Below are 14,891 nucleotides of genomic sequence, written 5' to 3' on the forward strand. Positions count from 1 at the left end.
TCACTTGGCCAGATACTTCAAAGCCTGGCGTATACCATCGCTGACACTGATGCCTGGTTCCAGCAATTTAACGGTGGCAGAGGCTTCACGCTCGTTATAACCCAGCGCCACCAGCGCATTGAGAATATCGTCCGTGGCCGCTTTAGCCGAAGGCTGCGCCGAAGTAGAGCCAGTCACGACAAACTTGTCTTTGAGCTCCAGCAGCAAACGCTCGGCAGTTTTTTTACCGATGCCAGGAATACGCGTGAGCAATGAGACTTCTTGCTGGCTGACGGCCAGCATTAAATCATTGACGCTGACGCCACTGAGAATAGACAGCGCAGACTTGGCACCAATACCGTTCACCTTCAGCAATTGCTTGAAGGTATTTTTTTCCTGCTCGCTGCCAAACCCATACAGTAATTGCGCATCTTCACGCACCACCATATGCGTCAATATTTGCACCGGCTGGCCCAGCTCAGGCAAGTTGTAGAAAGTGCTCATGGGCACCTCCACTTCATAGCCGACGCCATTGCAATCAATCACAATCAGGGGCGGCGACTTTTCCAGCAAACGGCCTTGCAAACGCGCAATCATATTAATCTTCCATTTCTGACTCTTAAACCGGTGGTGGCCAATGCCCCCAGGCCCTGCCCACCATGCGCATGACAGATGGCACACGCTAATGCGTCTGCTGAATCCGGACTGGGGGTTGCAGGTAATTTGAGCAAGCGTTTGACCATCTCTTGCACTTGCTCTTTTTGTGCATGGCCATTACCGACCACAGCCTGCTTCACCTGCAACGCCGTATATTCGGCCACCGGCAATTGCCGGATCACTGCTGCTGAAATCGCCGCGCCACGCGCCTGTCCCAGCAACAAGGTCGATTGCGGGTTGACGTTCACAAAGACTTTTTCAATCGCTACTTGTGTCGGCTGACAGGTGGCGATCACCTCAAACAAACCATCCAGGATCACTTTAAGGCGCTCCGGCAAGGCTTCTTTTTCTGGCTCGCCCTCCGCACTCTTTTTAGCAGAAGCCGTTTTAATCACGCCACTGGTGACATACGATAACTTGCCATCCACCGCTTCGATCACCCCAAAGCCGGTCACTCTTAAGCCAGGGTCTATGCCCAATATGCGGTGCACGGCCATTAGCAAGCTGTTGACCAAATGCCAGCGGCGAACAGCATCAATTAAACCTCTTCAATCACGGCAGAAGTGTACACATCCTGCACGTCATCCAGGTCTTCCAGCATATCGAGGATTTTTTGCATTTTGACTGCATCATCACCGGTGAAAACCACTTCATTGAGTGATTTCATTGTGACTTGCGCCATCACTGCTTTCAGCCCGGCCGCTTCCAGCGCCTCTTTCACGGTGATAAAATCGTTTGGTGCAGTGACCACTTCAATACTGCCGTCTTCATCTGCAATCACATCTTCTGCGCCTGCTTCGAGCGCGACTTCCATCACCGCATCTTCGGAGACACCTGGCTCAAACACCAATTGGCCACAGTGCTTGAACATAAACGCCACGCTACCATCAGTGCCCAGATTGCCACCATGCTTGGTTAAGGCGTGACGCACGTCCATGACGGCGCGCTGGCGGTTATCAGTCAGGCAGTCAATAATAATGGCGGCACCATTGATGCCATAGCCTTCATAACGAATCTCTTCATAACTCACGCCTTCCAGTTCGCCCGTACCTTTTTTAATGGCACGCGTGATATTGTCTGAAGGCATATTCTCTTCTTTAGCCGCGGCCACCGCCGCACGCAAACGTGGGTTCATGGCAGTATCGCCGCCGCCCATGCGCGCAGAAACCGTGATTTCCTTGATCAGCTTGGTAAAGATTTTGCCGCGTTTGGCGTCCTGACGGCCTTTACGGTGCTGAATATTGGCCCATTTACTATGCCCAGCCATAGTGCTTCCTTGTATTTTTTAACAACGTTGTTGAAGTAATTTAAGCCGCTGATTTTACCACAGCCGCCCGATCACCAAACGACCGTCGCACACAACAAAAAAGGCCTGACAATGTCAGACCTTTTATAAAGTCGGCTTCAATTATTGGCTTTTGCCGTAACCGGGTCGCATCATGAGGATCGAAATCAGGCTGAGCGAAAAGATAATCAACGCCATCCCTATCATTTCCAGATGATCCGGCACTTCGTTCAACTGTATCCAGGCCGCAATCACGCCTATCACCGGCGCCAGCATGGAGGCCATACTTGCCACGCCAGCAGGCAACCGCTGCAAGGCAAACAGCCACAATAACCAGGCCAGCGCGCCACACAACACCACATTAAACAATACGGCACCGATCAAATAAGGCGACCAATCAATCGCTGGCGCAGGCACCAGCCAGGCGATCAGCACCATGGGCAAGGAACCCAGCAACATCGGCCATGCCGTCAGGTTGATCAAGTCCAAGCTTGGATGGCGCCTGTGCAACTGCTTGGTCATGATGGCCGACAACGCCCATGACACGCCAGACAACACGGCCAGCAACATACTAAAACTATCCGCGCGGATATGTAGCGGATCGAAAATAAACAGCATGCCGAGCACCGCAGCAATCACGGCCAGCCATTGCCAGCCGTGCACACGCTCACCCAGCATCGGCCAGGCAAACAGCAAGGTCCAGAACGGCATGGTATAGGTCAGCACGGCCGTTTTGCCCGCGCCGCCCTCTACCAGCGCCCACATAAGCACACCGGTAAAACCGACATTCTGCAAAATGCCCAACAGCAGCATGGTCGGAAACTCGGTTAAGCCCATGGGGCGGCGCGTCACATACAACACCAGAAACAACACCAGCGCACCAAAAAACGTACGCATGGCCGCAAACTGGAACGGCCCGGCATATTGCAGCGCGCTCTTCATCACCACCCAGTTATAGCCCCAGATGATGGTGAGTACCAGCAGCGCGGTCAGCGCTTGCGAACGTTGTTTGATCAGTTGATCCATGAGCCTTGTTCCATCGAAGTATGTTCCCTGTGTATTAATTCCAGATATGCGTCACAGCCAGCCATTGGCCATCCGCTTGCTTCTGGAAAACAACCTGCACATTGCCGCCAAACTGCTGCTTGACGCCATCTTCGCCGATCAAGGCACCTGCCCAATTACCGGTTTGTGTTGCCAGCGTGTCAGTCACCACCGCTTCTTTCATGGTCAGCGCATGTTCAATCACGCCAGCCTCAATCAAGCCACCGAAAAACTCGGCCACCGCCTGGCGACCTTTGACCACCTGACCGGCCGGTGCTGGCATCACAATCGCGTCATTGGCATACAAGGCCGCAATCGCCTGGGCATTTTTGCTGTTAAACGCGGCGTCAAATTGCTGGTTCAATGCGATTAAAGTATCTACAACAGTTGCCATGGTGAAACTCCTTCATTAAAAATTGAATTTACTGATTAAAATCCCAGGCAGACATCCCGTGGTCTATCACACCTAAAATCGCTTGCAAATCATTGCGTTGCTGCTCACTTAAGCCCCGCATGCACAACCGTAAGCGTGTGTAGTAATCCGGCATCACGGCATCCAGTTTGGCCTGGCCTGCCGCTGTGAGCTGGATTTTGACACTACGCCGGTCTTCAGGCACAGAGATACGCTGTACCAGGCCGCCCTGCTCCAGGCCGTCGAGCAAACCAGTCATGGTTGCACGCGTCACACCCAGCTTTTCCGCCAACACCGATGGCGTAGACGTCAGGTCAGCTTCACGCATAAGTAAAATCAGCACCCACCAACGGCCTTGCAGCAAATCATGCTTGCTCAGGCAGGCGTCCAGCGCCACGGACAAATCCGTCGCCACCCGTAGCAGCATTAAAAAGCTGGCAATAGCCGTCACATCTGCTGCGGGGTACCGTTGGGCAAACCGCTGCAAAACTTCTTGGGTAGGGAGATCTCTAAGTTGCAACATAATTAGCCACATTATAGTTAGCCAGCTAATTATGTCAAGGGGCGAATTCAAGTGAAACAAATATGTTACTAATTACCACATCGGTGTATATTAACTATCCGTGCCCTATGAAAGGAGGAAGTGATGAAGACGCTTCAACAAGTACTCTCTCATAAAACACACCAAGGCATCATCAGTATTGCGCCCAACCGACCGGTGTACGATGCATTGGTCATCCTGGCGGAATACCAGATCGGTGCACTGGCGGTGATCAAGGATGGCGAACTGGTCGGCATTTTCTCTGAACGAGACTATGCACGCGAAGTGATCCTCAAAGGCCGCTCATCCAAAACCACCACCATCAGCGAAGTCATGACCGAGAAGGTGATTACCGGCAAACCGGCAGAGATGGTGGAATCGGCCATGAGCACCATGCTGGAAAAACGCATCCGCCACCTGCCTGTGGTCGACAATGGAAAAATGCTGGGCATGCTGTCAATTGGCGACATCCTCAAAGAAACCATCAGTTACCAGCAAGAGCTTATCAAGCAACTGGAAAGTTATATCCATAGCTGATGCCCTAGCTGGCATGTCATAGCAAAAAAAAGGGAGCATGGCTCCCCTTTGCTTTTGTATGGCGTCGCTCGCTGATTAACTCAAATACCTGGCGACCATTGCATTATGCAAGGCCGTGGCGGCAATTGGCAACTTCACGAAATGGCCGCTGCCTGCGGCTTGCTGTACGGGTTCACCCCGCTTATCGAACAACTGCTCAACCACAATATCGCGATTACCGCTGGGGTGGATTAATTGCAATCTATCACCCACGGCAAATTTATTACGTGCCTGAATCGAGGCAAGACCGCGCTCGACATCGTAATCCACGATATCACCGACATATAAACTTCGGTTGGCGCTGGAATGTCCTTGTACGTAATTCTGGTGCTCGGCGGTATGGTGGCGCTGGTAAAAGCCATCGGTATAACCACGGTTAGCCAGGTTTTCCAGCTCGCCCAGCAAACGCCAGTCAAACGGGCGCCCCGCCACGGCATCATCAATCGCCTGGCGATAATTCTGGCTGGTGCGAGCCACGTAGTAACGTGACTTGGTGCGGCCCTCGATCTTGAGCGAATCCACGCCCAGCGCAATCAGTTTTTCCACATGCTCAATCGCACGCAGGTCTTTACTGTTCATGATATAGGTGCCGTGCTCGTCTTCCATGATAGGCAGCAATTCGCCTGGACGACCTTTCTCCTCAATCAGGTACACCTGCTCGGCCGCCGGATGCCGCGTTAATGAGCCACAAGAAGATAAACTGGATTTCTCCAATTCCGCCTGAAAATCAAACTCTTTCAAACGGATCACGCCTGCTGCATCCGGCTGCGCATCATGCACTTTGTAATCCCAACGGCAACTGTTGGTACAGGTACCCTGGTTAGGGTCACGCGAATTGAAATAGCCAGACAATAAACAACGGCCGGAATAGGCAATACACAACGCACCGTGTACAAACACTTCCAGCTCCATCTCTGGGCACTCCTGGCGGATTTCGGCAATTTCATCGAGGGATAATTCACGTGACAGAATCACGCGCGTCAGCCCCATGCGCTGCCAGAATTTGACCGAAGCGTAATTGACCGCATTGGCCTGCACGGATAGATGAATAGGCATCTCCGGCCATTGCTCGCGCACCATCATGATCAAGCCTGGGTCAGCCATAATCAGTGCATCCGGCTGCATGTCGATCACCGGCGCCATGTCGCGCATATAGGTTTTGACCTTGGCGTTGTGCGGCGAAATATTGCTGGCAACAAAGAATTTTTTGCCTCGCGCATGCGCCTCTTGAATACCAATGGCCAGATTCTGCATCGAGAAATCATTTTCACGCACCCGCAGGCTGTAGCGCGGCTGACCGGCATACACCGCATCCGCACCATAATCAAAGGCCGTACGCATGCGATCGAGATCGCCCGCAGGGGCTAATAACTCAGGAGACTTCATTACCGTATTTCCATTTCAACACGCAGTGTTTGCATTTACTCACCGATAATTTTCACCAGCACACGCTTATTACGACGGCCATCAAATTCGCCATAGAAAATCTGTTCCCAAGGGCCAAAATCCAGCTGACCTTCAGTAATCGCTACCACTACTTCACGGCCCATGATCTGGCGCTTGATATGCGCATCGGCATTATCCTCACCGGTATCATTGTGACGGTAGCCACTCACAGGTTCATGTGGCGCCAGTTTTTCCAGCCATACTTTGTAATCGTGATGCAGGCCACGCTCGTCGTCATTGATAAACACACTGGCAGAAATATGCATGGCATTAATCAACACCAAGCCCTCTTTCACGCCGCTTTCACGTACACACGCCACCACATCCTGCGTGATGTTCTTGAAGTCCATACGCGCTGAAATGTTAAACCACAGCTCTTTACGAAAACTTTTCATTTTGTCCCCTTTCCTAAAGCGGTTATTTTAGCACTGCGATTAAACAGTCATTTGCCATAAAACAAAAAAGGCCTCTAAAAGAGGCCTGATCTGCAACATTTCATCTAGCTGTGGACATCCAACGTTTGCGTAAAGATTTTACCTTCATTATCGGTGGCCACCACCTCCAGCTTGCCCGGCGCGTCTGGAATAAAACTGAATTTCATATAAGGATCCTCACTGGTTCCCACACCCACATCCACCGTCATCACTTCTTTACCATTGTAGGTAAAAGTCGTTTTATTGATATAAAACGCAGGCACATAACCTTGTGAGACCAGGTCGCGCTGCAAGCCGGTACGCATCACGTGGCGAATATTGAAGGTCGCCGTGGCTGGTTCGCCAAACTTGGGCGCATCCACGTTCAATTTAATTTTGCCGGCGGCCGCGCGCACCTCGGCTTCATTATTATCCACGGTACCGCCACAGCCACCCGCGGCGCGAATTTCACGCTTGCCCATATACAGCTTGCCATCGGCCGTTTCACCAATCAACCTGACAAAAGAATCCGTTTCCTGGCGGATACGGGTTGCCATCTGAAAGCCATTCAGCATGTCGGTTAAATGGTAGGTCGAGGCCAATTGAATCGGGTTGGCATCGACAATGACATACAGTTTCTTCAGCACCACGCCATTGGCAGCTGCCTTGTCATAGATAAACGTCACCGGCACTTGTGCACCGCTCTCGGCGCGGCGCGGCGCTTCAACTTTAAGAAAGTCGACTTCCTGAATATCGCGCTTGGGAAAGAACGCCTCTTTGACCACCGCCCATAATTTTGGATCAGCTTCTGCCTGCGCCAAACCGGTCAACCCAAAGGCCAACACACCTAACATCATCACCCATGTTTTCTTCATACATTTCCCCATCTGCTGATTATTGATTTCATTTGCATGAAAAGGATTTTCTTATGCTTTAACCATCAGAATATGTGATGCACATCACACTCGTGATCAAATCTTGCTTGGGTCACCTGAAGGTCGCATCTCGTAATTCGGGTCTGCATATTCGGAAAAATTTAATTCCACGCCATTGCCCGCCGGGTCGCGCATATTGATCTGGCGGATACCATTGGCCAGGATGCGTGTGGTATAAGTCACGCCGCGCGCCTGCAGATTGGCTTCCATCGCATCCATATCGTTACAGTTGAATGAAACATGGTCATAGACGCCATGCACATGCAGTTGCGGTGGCTCAGCGGTTTTATATTCTGCCAGGTGCACCACGGCCTGCTTGCCAATATACAACCAGTAGCCATACGTCGTGCTGGCCACCCGCTTACCAACCGTCAAGCCCAGCACATCGCAATAAAAATCGCGCAACAGATGCATGGTGTCGCGGTCGGTCCGAAAGTTGACGTGATCAATTCCTGTCAATGGCATGATTTTCCAATCTATTTAGTGCCGTATCAAAAAGTGTGTGCAAAGCGTTTGCGCAATATAGTACAAAAATCAGTGTCCTTCAAATTGACACAGGGCAAACGTTTGGACGCCGCTGGCCTGTAAATGTTGCATGCCAGACAAGGCAGGCAAGTCAATGACGAATCCGGCATGCTCTACCACACCACCCAGTTGGCGTATCAAGCCAACTGCGGCCCTCGCCGTGCCGCCAGTTGCAATCAAATCATCAATCAGCAACACACGCTCACCGGCAACAATCGCATCGGCATGCAACTCCAGCGCATCTTCACCGTACTCAAGCGCGTAAGACTGCCGAATGACACTGGCTGGCAATTTACCAGGCTTACGCACTGGCACAAACCCCAGCTTCAATCGACTGGCAAGGGCGGCACCGACAATAAACCCGCGCGCCTCAATACCGACCACCTTATCCAGCACGACATCCGCATAATGCAAGGCCAGCGCATCAATCGTAGCATTAAATGCCAACGGATCCTTGAGTAAGGTCGTGATATCGCGAAACTGGATGCCCGCTTTCGGATAATCGGCAATCGTTCTAATGTGCGCACTCAAATTAATCATACGGTTACCGCCAATAAAAAACGCGCCCACCCAAGGCAGACGCGTTTAAAGAGTTCGTGTGAGTTGTCACACAAGCCAGCCAGGCTTAGCTGCCAGCTGCGTTTTGCTGACGTACGCGAATATGTAATTCGCGCAATTGTTTCTCGTCGACCTCGTTCGGCGCATTGGTCATCAGACATTGCGCGCGCTGGGTTTTCGGGAAAGCAATCACGTCACGGATAGACTCGGCACCCGCCATCAAAGTCACCAGGCGATCCAGGCCAAAAGCCAGACCACCGTGCGGAGGTGCACCGTACTGCAATGCATCCAGCAAGAAGCCGAACTTCTCTTGCGCTTCTTCCTTGCTGATTTTCAATGCATCAAACACTTTAGACTGGATGTCTTGTTTGTGGATACGCACAGAACCGCCGCCCACTTCCCAGCCGTTTAACACCATGTCATAGGCTTTGGATAAGCAAGCACCTGGATTGCTGACCAGCAAATCTTCATGGCCATCTTTAGGCGCAGTGAACGGGTGATGCAAGGCCACCCAACGGTCACCGTCTTCATCGTGCTCGAACATCGGGAAATCCACCACCCACAATGGCGCCCACTGACGGCCATCGACATGGCCTTTTTCGTGGCCAACCTTGGTACGCAAGGCACCCAGGGCTTCGTTGACGATTTTAGCTTTATCGGCACCGAAGAAGACGATATCGCCGTTTTGTGCGCCTGTGCGCTCAATAATGGCTTGCAGCGCATTGACGTGAATATTTTTCACAATTGGGCTTTGCAGGCCTTCTTCGTTCAGTTTAGTGATGTCATTGATCTTGATATAAGCCAGGCCTTTAGCACCGTAGATTTTGACAAACTCGGTGTAGGCATCAATTTCAGAACGACTGATCGCAGCGCCGTTAGGGACGCGAATCGCTGCCACACGGCCACCCGCCATATTGGCGGCACCGGCAAATACTTTAAAATCGACATCTTTCATCACATCGCTGAGTTCAGTGATTTCCAGTGTCACGCGCATGTCTGGTTTATCTGAACCGTAACGGTTCATCGCTTCAGAGAAAGGCATGCGTGGGAATTTGGCAGGCAGATCGACATCCTGAATTTTTTTCAGCATGCGACGGATCATCTCTTCGACGATATCCATGATTTCATTTTCTTCCAGGAAGGAAGTTTCAATATCGACCTGGGTGAATTCTGGCTGACGGTCCGCACGCAAATCTTCGTCACGGAAACATTTGGTGATCTGGAAGTAACGGTCAAAACCGGACACCATCAACAATTGTTTAAACAACTGCGGCGATTGCGGCAACGCAAAGAACATGCCGTGATGTACACGGGATGGCACCAGGTAATCACGCGCACCTTCAGGTGTTGAGCGCGTCAGCATCGGTGTTTCAACTTCGATAAAGCCGTTATCATCCAGATAGTCACGCAGGTTTTTCGCCACCTTGTAGCGCAGCATAAGGTTTTTCTGCATGGCAGGACGACGCAGGTCGATATAACGGTGCTCCAGACGCACGGTCTCGGTCAGGTTGTCGTCATCCAGCATGAATGGTGGCGTCAATGAAGCGTTCAACACTTCAATTTCAGTCGCCAGCATCTCGACTTCACCGGTAGGCAAGTTCGGGTTAACGGTGCCTTCAGGGCGCGCGCGCACTTTACACACCACACGCAAGACAAACTCGCTACGTACGGTTTCAGCAATGGCGAATGCGTCTTTGGTATCCGGGTCAATCACAATTTGCGCCAGGCCTTCGCGATCACGCAAATCAATAAAAATCACGCCCCCGTGGTCGCGACGACGGTGGGCCCAGCCACACAGTGTCACGGTTTGTCCGATATGTTCGCGGTTCAGGTGACCGCAATAATGTGTACGCATCATAATAATTTTATAAAGTTAAAGTGGTGTTGCAGTTAATGATGTTTAGGCAAGGGCGCCACTGTACCCATGCTGATGATGTATTTCAAGGCCTGATCCACACTCATATCGAGTTCTATCACTTCGGACTTAGGCAGCATGAGAAAGAACCCAGAAGTCGGGTTAGGCGTGGTCGGCACATAAACGCTGACATACTCGCCCTGTAAATGGTTGGCAACATCACCGCCGGGCATACCGGTCAAAAAGGCGATGGTCCATGAACCCTGGCGTGGATACTGAATCAACAATGCCTGGCGGAATGCATTGCCGGAATCCGAGAACAGCGTGTCAGACACTTGCTTGACGCTGGAATAAATGGATTTAACGACCGGCACGCGGATCAGCAAGCCTTCCCACAACTCGATCAACTGCTGGCCGAAGATATTGGTTGCCACCAGGCCAGTCGCCAGCACAATCGCCACGGTCAATATGACACCAAAGCCCGGAATATCCACACCGAGCAAGGCTTCCGGGCGCCAGGCAACCGGCAGCAACAGCAAACTTTGATCCAGTGTTTGCACTAAAGTTTTGAGCACCCACACCGTAATAAATAATGGGACCAGTACCAGCAAACCTGTAATGAAATATTTTTTCATGCGTCTTGTTTTTTAATGGCAGGCACAACCTGGGTTGCACTTGGCAGCCTCGGTCGTTGTGGCAGATTCTGTGGATTTACTGCTGCTTGTTGCCGGCTTGTTTTTGAAATCGGTCGCGTACCAGCCACTACCGGTCAGTTGAAAATTAGGAGCAGACACCTGCTTGCTAAATGTCTCTTGCGCACACTTGGGGCACGCCTCAACAGAAGGCGCGGACACTTTGCGCATCAGCTCTTGCTGGTAACCACACGCGGTACATTGAAAATCGTAGATAGGCATTTGTTAACACAACCTGAAGGGCAACTTGCTGGAAAAATTTCACCAAGTGCAAATTATACCTGATTCGCGTTACAAATCACCAAAAGCACAGAGATGTATTTGAATTGAAAAGACTTTAAGGAGCACGATATGCAACAACTCTCACTCAAATTACCATTTATGCTGACTATGCTGTTTTTTCTGGGATTAGCCAGCCGCGACCTCAACATACATCACCCTATGCTGACACTTGGTAAACAAGCACAACCGGGCAAAATGGTGACATTACACCTGGCGGATTTACTCTACGCCGAACCGACACTCAAAATCAGAAAAGTGGAGTAGCCGCTGCGCCAAAAGCGCAGTGATTTAGAGCTGCGCGTCGTAAGCCGGCTGGTCCAGCAAAGACGCCACACCACTGGCATCAGGCGCCAGCTTGAATAACCAGGTAGCGTACGGATGATCGTTGATCTTCTCCGGCGAAGACAGTGCTTCTTCATTAATGGCCTGTACTACGCCGGACAAAGGCGCATAAATATCCGAGCCTGTTTTGACCGACTCAATCAAGCCACACACACTGAATTGTTCCACGGACTGGCCGACTTTTGGCGGATCCACAAACACCACATCACCCAGCATATTCTGTGCGTAATCAGTGATCCCGACCAACCATGCCCCATCTTCGGACTGAGCAGCCCATGTGTGGTCTTTAGAAAAGAAGTATTTCAAGCCTGCTGACATATGATTTAAAAATCAAAAGTTTAGTAGATAATTATTGTGCCACAGTCTGCGAAACGCGCCAAAACTTATTCAGGTAAGTCAAAAAGCGGTTTAATTTTTTACACGAAAAAATTGCGATAAGTGATTGACTCTGAATAATAACTGGGCAATAATGAGTCGGGTTTTCGGAAGGTTGATTATGAGTTTTTACAAGCATTGCCTTAAAGTGTTGCTAATGTGTTCCATCGCTTTTGCACCTGCGGGTCAAGCCATAGCAAAGTCACCTTCTAAAAAACAGACCGTTTCTGCCGCCAAGAGCAAGAAATACAGCACGCGATCCTCACAATACCGCGTCAACCCGGAAAAAACCAAATCCATGCGCCCGGTTAAACTGCATGCGCATGCCAGAAAATCAGCCAGACCTGCGATTGATGCAGAAATGTTTGATTCTTTCGAAGGTAAATCCGGTAGCCATGGCAACCTGTCCATCGCCTCCACCAAAGCGCTGGTGATGAACCAGAACACGCACGAAATCATTTATTCCAAAAATCTGGATACGCCGACACCCATCGCCTCAGTGACCAAACTGATGACTGCCATGGTGGTGCTAGATGCAAAACTGAATTTGAATGACCAGGTCTCGATTACTGAAATGGACGTGGATTACCTGAAAGGCACCTCTTCACGCCTGCCGGTTGGCACCACCATGACGCGTGAAGATATGCTGAACCTGGCATTGATCGCTTCAGAGAATCGCGCCGCCTCTGCACTGGCAACCAACTACCCGGGCGGCAAAGCGCGCTTTATTCAAGACATGAATGCCAAGGCTGCCAGCCTGGGCATGATGAACACCCATTTTGAAGATTCTACCGGCCTCACCAGCAACAACGTGTCTACGGCCATGGACCTGGCAAAAATGGTACACGCGGCTTATCAATACCCATTGATTCGTCAAATCACGACGACTTCTGACTACGACCTGAATGTCGGCAGCAGACGCCAGCCTATACACTTCCACAACACCAATGCGCTGGTACGTGAAAGCACCAACAGCAGCTGGGAAATTGGCTTATCAAAAACAGGGTATATCAGCGAAGCTGGACGCTGCCTGGTGATGCAAGCAACCATTGCTGGCGAGCCACTGATTCTGGTGTTGCTGGATTCCGTTGGCAAACTGACCCGTATCGGCGATGCCCGGCGCATCAAAAAATGGATGGAACATAACTACAGCACCCTGACCTCACACAACGACGGTGGCATTGTGCTGACTGGGCTGTCAATGAGCAAAACACTGGGCGACGAAGCCAATTAATCGTCAACCGAATACAATAAAAAACCCGCGAGATTCGCGGGTTTTTTATTGTCAGCGCATTTTATTTAGCGCCACTACAGGCCAACTAATGTTCAGCACCATCAAACTCAGGATCATAGCCCTCAGTAATCGCAGCTTTTTGCTTATGCTCTTTCCACTGCTTGCGTAGCACGTCTTTTTTCTCAGGGCTCAAACTCTGAAACTGCTGATAACGCTTGCGCGCATTTTCACGCTCATACGGCGTCATGCGGCTCCATTTCACCAATTGATGCTGAATGCGCTGCTGTTTCTGCGCATCCATCTTGGGGTATTCTTTGGCAATATCCAGCATTTTCTCGCGCTGCCATGGGCGTAGCGTATCCCACTCACCACCCAAAGGCGATAACACGGCGCGCTGCTGATCAGTCAGGTGCGACCACGTCACATTGGCAGCAGGATCAGCAGGTGACAGATCATTCTTGATCGCACCGATATCCGCCATCGCCAGCCAGCGCTGGCCAGAATCATGATCAGCCGCACTGGCATGCATCGACAAGCCACCGCTTCCACACACCGCTAATACTATCCACCCTAATAAAACAGAATGATTTCGCATCATTTCTCATTGTTCCATTGACACATTATTTTCTTCATCCCGCCAAGTTTTGCTTTCAATCCAGCTGGCCACTCAAATATTTTCTGAATATTGCCAGGCGTCGAATCCGCTATCGACAAAAGCCTCGACAGGCAAATCATCGCTCAGCAACATCGCATCATCATTATTGCTGGCGGACAGGACAAATAGCCCGAGCGCAAAAAATACAGACAAGGCCGCCATACCGGCCATCCGCGGATGGCCAAAAGAGGCCCAGGACAAGGCATCTGCCCAGGCATGCCCAGACTGGCTTGATTGGGCAAATTGCGTCAATGCAGCCTGTCGTGCTTCTGCTAGGCGGGCTTCTACCTCAGCCGACAAAGGCCGATCATCTTGCTTCAGCCACTCAACACCTTCGCGCAGAGGGGTAGGCAAGTCGTCTTCTGGATGACGTTGTTTCCTCATGGCTTTACTCCTTCTTTTGTAACTTGCGGGTTCCGATCCCGGCTTGCTCTAACAATGTAGATAACGCACTGACCGCTCTCGAACAATGCGTTTTAACACTTCCTTCTGAACACCCCATGACCGATGCCGTTTCAGCAACATCCAACTCTTCCCAATAACGCAGCACGAATGCTTCTCGTTGACGTAAAGGTAATTTTGCCAATGCCTTTTCGATCAGGGCCATGATTTGCGACCGCTCCAATTGATCAGAAGGGTCACCGTCAGCACTTTCCACCTCTATGGTTTCCAGCGGATCATAATCTTCGTCATCAGACTGGCCGAAAGACGAAAACAGCGTGGTCCACAGGTTACGCACCTTCTGCCGACGCCAGTAATCCCGCATGGTATTTTGCAGGATACGCTGGAACAACATGGGGTATTCTTCAACCGGTTTGCTGGCATATTTATCAGCCAGTTTTAACATGGCGTCCTGCACAATATCCAACGCAGCATGGTCATCACGCACCGCATACGCGGTTTGCCTGAATGCCCGCTTTTCAACCTGTCGTAAAAAATCCGATATTTCTTGCGCACTCGCCACTACAAATCCTCTTCCCCGAGATCACCAGTGTTTGCCACTGACGCACGTGCTTTTTTCGCGATATTGTTGTGAATTATGAGATGTCATCACAGAAATATGCACCGTTTTATCTCCCTGTCGC

Annotated in this window: 21 protein-coding genes; 3 read left to right on the plus strand and 18 right to left on the minus strand. The window is 50.9% G+C overall.

Features of this window, described 5'->3' with window-relative positions; all coding sequences use genetic code 11:
* From ruvA to MET42_RS0113650, 6 genes are all read right to left on the minus strand, one after another.
* A complete protein-coding gene (ruvA, locus tag MET42_RS0113625; protein ID WP_019883653.1) occupies nt 1-576 on the minus strand; it encodes a Holliday junction branch migration protein RuvA in 576 nt (191 codons plus the stop codon).
* The gene (gene ruvC, locus MET42_RS0113630) at nt 573-1,133 is read right to left on the minus strand and encodes a crossover junction endodeoxyribonuclease RuvC (protein ID WP_019883654.1); all 561 of its coding nucleotides are present in this window, start codon (nt 1,131-1,133) and stop codon (nt 573-575) included. Before ruvC ends, ruvA begins: the two co-directional genes overlap by 4 nt.
* A 41-nt stretch (nt 1,134-1,174) precedes the next feature.
* Nucleotides 1,175-1,903: a YebC/PmpR family DNA-binding transcriptional regulator gene (locus tag MET42_RS0113635; RefSeq protein WP_019883655.1), complete on the minus strand. Its 729-nt coding sequence runs from the start codon at nt 1,901-1,903 to the stop codon at nt 1,175-1,177.
* A 141-nt stretch (nt 1,904-2,044) separates the two neighbouring features.
* Nucleotides 2,045-2,947 (minus strand): DMT family transporter, encoded by a 903-nt coding sequence (locus MET42_RS0113640; protein WP_019883656.1) that lies wholly within the window; start codon nt 2,945-2,947, stop codon nt 2,045-2,047.
* Nucleotides 2,948-2,981: 34 nt separating this feature from the next.
* On the minus strand, nt 2,982-3,359 hold the full coding sequence (locus tag MET42_RS0113645; protein WP_019883657.1) for an SgcJ/EcaC family oxidoreductase: 378 nt from the start codon (nt 3,357-3,359) through the stop codon (nt 2,982-2,984).
* A 28-nt stretch (nt 3,360-3,387) separates the two neighbouring features.
* The gene (locus tag MET42_RS0113650; protein ID WP_029512456.1) at nt 3,388-3,900 is read right to left on the minus strand and encodes a MarR family winged helix-turn-helix transcriptional regulator; all 513 of its coding nucleotides are present in this window, start codon (nt 3,898-3,900) and stop codon (nt 3,388-3,390) included.
* A gap of 123 nt (nt 3,901-4,023) precedes the next feature.
* Here MET42_RS0113650 and MET42_RS0113655 point away from each other — a divergent pair, with 123 nt between their 5' ends.
* Nucleotides 4,024-4,455, plus strand: coding sequence for a CBS domain-containing protein (locus MET42_RS0113655; RefSeq protein ID WP_019883659.1), 432 nt, complete (start codon nt 4,024-4,026; stop codon nt 4,453-4,455).
* Between the two features lie 75 nt (nt 4,456-4,530).
* Here the strand turns inward: MET42_RS0113655 and yegQ are convergent, their stop codons facing one another.
* The 8 genes from yegQ to MET42_RS0113695 form a co-directional block, all read right to left on the minus strand.
* Nucleotides 4,531-5,880, minus strand: a complete 1,350-nt coding sequence (gene yegQ, locus MET42_RS0113660) for a tRNA 5-hydroxyuridine modification protein YegQ (protein WP_019883660.1) — start codon at nt 5,878-5,880, stop codon at nt 4,531-4,533.
* Between the two features lie 35 nt (nt 5,881-5,915).
* Nucleotides 5,916-6,335, minus strand: coding sequence for a secondary thiamine-phosphate synthase enzyme YjbQ (locus MET42_RS0113665; RefSeq protein WP_019883661.1), 420 nt, complete (start codon nt 6,333-6,335; stop codon nt 5,916-5,918).
* A gap of 104 nt (nt 6,336-6,439) precedes the next feature.
* Nucleotides 6,440-7,228, minus strand: coding sequence for a quinoprotein dehydrogenase-associated SoxYZ-like carrier (locus tag MET42_RS0113670; RefSeq protein ID WP_019883662.1), 789 nt, complete (start codon nt 7,226-7,228; stop codon nt 6,440-6,442).
* A 96-nt stretch (nt 7,229-7,324) separates the two neighbouring features.
* Nucleotides 7,325-7,753, minus strand: a complete 429-nt coding sequence (locus tag MET42_RS0113675; RefSeq protein ID WP_019883663.1) for a VOC family protein — start codon at nt 7,751-7,753, stop codon at nt 7,325-7,327.
* Between the two features lie 69 nt (nt 7,754-7,822).
* Entirely contained in the window at nt 7,823-8,353 is a 531-nt protein-coding gene (locus MET42_RS0113680) for an adenine phosphoribosyltransferase (RefSeq protein ID WP_019883664.1), read from the minus strand.
* Nucleotides 8,354-8,438: 85 nt separating this feature from the next.
* Nucleotides 8,439-10,229, minus strand: coding sequence for an aspartate--tRNA ligase (gene aspS / locus MET42_RS0113685; RefSeq protein ID WP_019883665.1), 1,791 nt, complete (start codon nt 10,227-10,229; stop codon nt 8,439-8,441).
* 32 nt (nt 10,230-10,261) lie between these two features.
* Nucleotides 10,262-10,861, minus strand: coding sequence for a DUF502 domain-containing protein (locus MET42_RS0113690; protein WP_019883666.1), 600 nt, complete (start codon nt 10,859-10,861; stop codon nt 10,262-10,264).
* A 12-nt stretch (nt 10,862-10,873) separates the two neighbouring features.
* Nucleotides 10,874-11,140 carry an FmdB family zinc ribbon protein gene (locus MET42_RS0113695; RefSeq protein ID WP_019883667.1) on the minus strand — a complete coding sequence of 89 codons (267 nt, stop codon included), beginning with the start codon at nt 11,138-11,140 and terminating at the stop codon, nt 10,874-10,876.
* A gap of 129 nt (nt 11,141-11,269) precedes the next feature.
* Between MET42_RS0113695 and MET42_RS0113700 the strand changes: the two genes are divergently transcribed.
* A complete protein-coding gene (locus MET42_RS0113700; RefSeq protein ID WP_019883668.1) occupies nt 11,270-11,464 on the plus strand; it encodes a hypothetical protein in 195 nt (64 codons plus the stop codon).
* Between the two features lie 24 nt (nt 11,465-11,488).
* On the opposite strand, the gene MET42_RS0113705 is transcribed toward MET42_RS0113700, so the two are convergent.
* Nucleotides 11,489-11,860, minus strand: a complete 372-nt coding sequence (locus MET42_RS0113705) for a glycine cleavage system protein H (RefSeq protein ID WP_019883669.1) — start codon at nt 11,858-11,860, stop codon at nt 11,489-11,491.
* Nucleotides 11,861-12,074: 214 nt separating this feature from the next.
* Between MET42_RS0113705 and pbpG the strand changes: the two genes are divergently transcribed.
* Nucleotides 12,075-13,151 (plus strand): D-alanyl-D-alanine endopeptidase, encoded by a 1,077-nt coding sequence (gene pbpG, locus MET42_RS0113710; RefSeq protein ID WP_019883670.1) that lies wholly within the window; start codon nt 12,075-12,077, stop codon nt 13,149-13,151.
* Nucleotides 13,152-13,236: 85 nt separating this feature from the next.
* On the opposite strand, the gene MET42_RS0113715 is transcribed toward pbpG, so the two are convergent.
* The 3 genes from MET42_RS0113715 to MET42_RS0113725 form a co-directional block, all read right to left on the minus strand.
* Nucleotides 13,237-13,680, minus strand: a complete 444-nt coding sequence (locus MET42_RS0113715) for a DUF3106 domain-containing protein (protein ID WP_019883671.1) — start codon at nt 13,678-13,680, stop codon at nt 13,237-13,239.
* 138 nt (nt 13,681-13,818) lie between these two features.
* Nucleotides 13,819-14,190 (minus strand): DUF3619 family protein, encoded by a 372-nt coding sequence (locus MET42_RS0113720; protein WP_019883673.1) that lies wholly within the window; start codon nt 14,188-14,190, stop codon nt 13,819-13,821.
* A gap of 4 nt (nt 14,191-14,194) precedes the next feature.
* Complete coding sequence (locus tag MET42_RS0113725) at nt 14,195-14,770, minus strand: RNA polymerase sigma factor (RefSeq protein ID WP_029512457.1); 576 nt, start codon at nt 14,768-14,770, stop codon at nt 14,195-14,197.
* Nucleotides 14,771-14,891 lie beyond the last annotated feature (121 nt).

The organism is Methylophilus sp. 42 (assembly GCF_000384155.1).
Lineage (GTDB): Bacteria > Pseudomonadota > Gammaproteobacteria > Burkholderiales > Methylophilaceae > Methylophilus.

Bases quoted from the DNA above. Each gene is read 5' to 3' on its own strand.
- ruvA (WP_019883653.1), bottom strand. From the start codon at position 576: ATGATTGCGCGTTTGCAAGGCCGTTTGCTGGAAAAGTCGCCGCCCCTG.
- ruvC (WP_019883654.1), bottom strand. From the start codon at position 1,133: ATGGCCGTGCACCGCATATTGGGCATAGACCCTGGCTTAAGAGTGACC.
- MET42_RS0113635 (WP_019883655.1), bottom strand. From the start codon at position 1,903: ATGGCTGGGCATAGTAAATGGGCCAATATTCAGCACCGTAAAGGCCGT.
- MET42_RS0113640 (WP_019883656.1), bottom strand. From the start codon at position 2,947: ATGGATCAACTGATCAAACAACGTTCGCAAGCGCTGACCGCGCTGCTG.
- MET42_RS0113645 (WP_019883657.1), bottom strand. From the start codon at position 3,359: ATGGCAACTGTTGTAGATACTTTAATCGCATTGAACCAGCAATTTGAC.
- MET42_RS0113650 (WP_029512456.1), bottom strand. From the start codon at position 3,900: ATGTTGCAACTTAGAGATCTCCCTACCCAAGAAGTTTTGCAGCGGTTT.
- MET42_RS0113655 (WP_019883659.1), top strand. From the start codon at position 4,024: ATGAAGACGCTTCAACAAGTACTCTCTCATAAAACACACCAAGGCATC.
- yegQ (WP_019883660.1), bottom strand. From the start codon at position 5,880: ATGAAGTCTCCTGAGTTATTAGCCCCTGCGGGCGATCTCGATCGCATG.
- MET42_RS0113665 (WP_019883661.1), bottom strand. From the start codon at position 6,335: ATGAAAAGTTTTCGTAAAGAGCTGTGGTTTAACATTTCAGCGCGTATG.
- MET42_RS0113670 (WP_019883662.1), bottom strand. From the start codon at position 7,228: ATGAAGAAAACATGGGTGATGATGTTAGGTGTGTTGGCCTTTGGGTTG.
- MET42_RS0113675 (WP_019883663.1), bottom strand. From the start codon at position 7,753: ATGCCATTGACAGGAATTGATCACGTCAACTTTCGGACCGACCGCGAC.
- MET42_RS0113680 (WP_019883664.1), bottom strand. From the start codon at position 8,353: ATGATTAATTTGAGTGCGCACATTAGAACGATTGCCGATTATCCGAAA.
- aspS (WP_019883665.1), bottom strand. From the start codon at position 10,229: ATGATGCGTACACATTATTGCGGTCACCTGAACCGCGAACATATCGGA.
- MET42_RS0113690 (WP_019883666.1), bottom strand. From the start codon at position 10,861: ATGAAAAAATATTTCATTACAGGTTTGCTGGTACTGGTCCCATTATTT.
- MET42_RS0113695 (WP_019883667.1), bottom strand. From the start codon at position 11,140: ATGCCTATCTACGATTTTCAATGTACCGCGTGTGGTTACCAGCAAGAG.
- MET42_RS0113700 (WP_019883668.1), top strand. From the start codon at position 11,270: ATGCAACAACTCTCACTCAAATTACCATTTATGCTGACTATGCTGTTT.
- MET42_RS0113705 (WP_019883669.1), bottom strand. From the start codon at position 11,860: ATGTCAGCAGGCTTGAAATACTTCTTTTCTAAAGACCACACATGGGCT.
- pbpG (WP_019883670.1), top strand. From the start codon at position 12,075: ATGTGTTCCATCGCTTTTGCACCTGCGGGTCAAGCCATAGCAAAGTCA.
- MET42_RS0113715 (WP_019883671.1), bottom strand. From the start codon at position 13,680: ATGCATGCCAGTGCGGCTGATCATGATTCTGGCCAGCGCTGGCTGGCG.
- MET42_RS0113720 (WP_019883673.1), bottom strand. From the start codon at position 14,190: ATGAGGAAACAACGTCATCCAGAAGACGACTTGCCTACCCCTCTGCGC.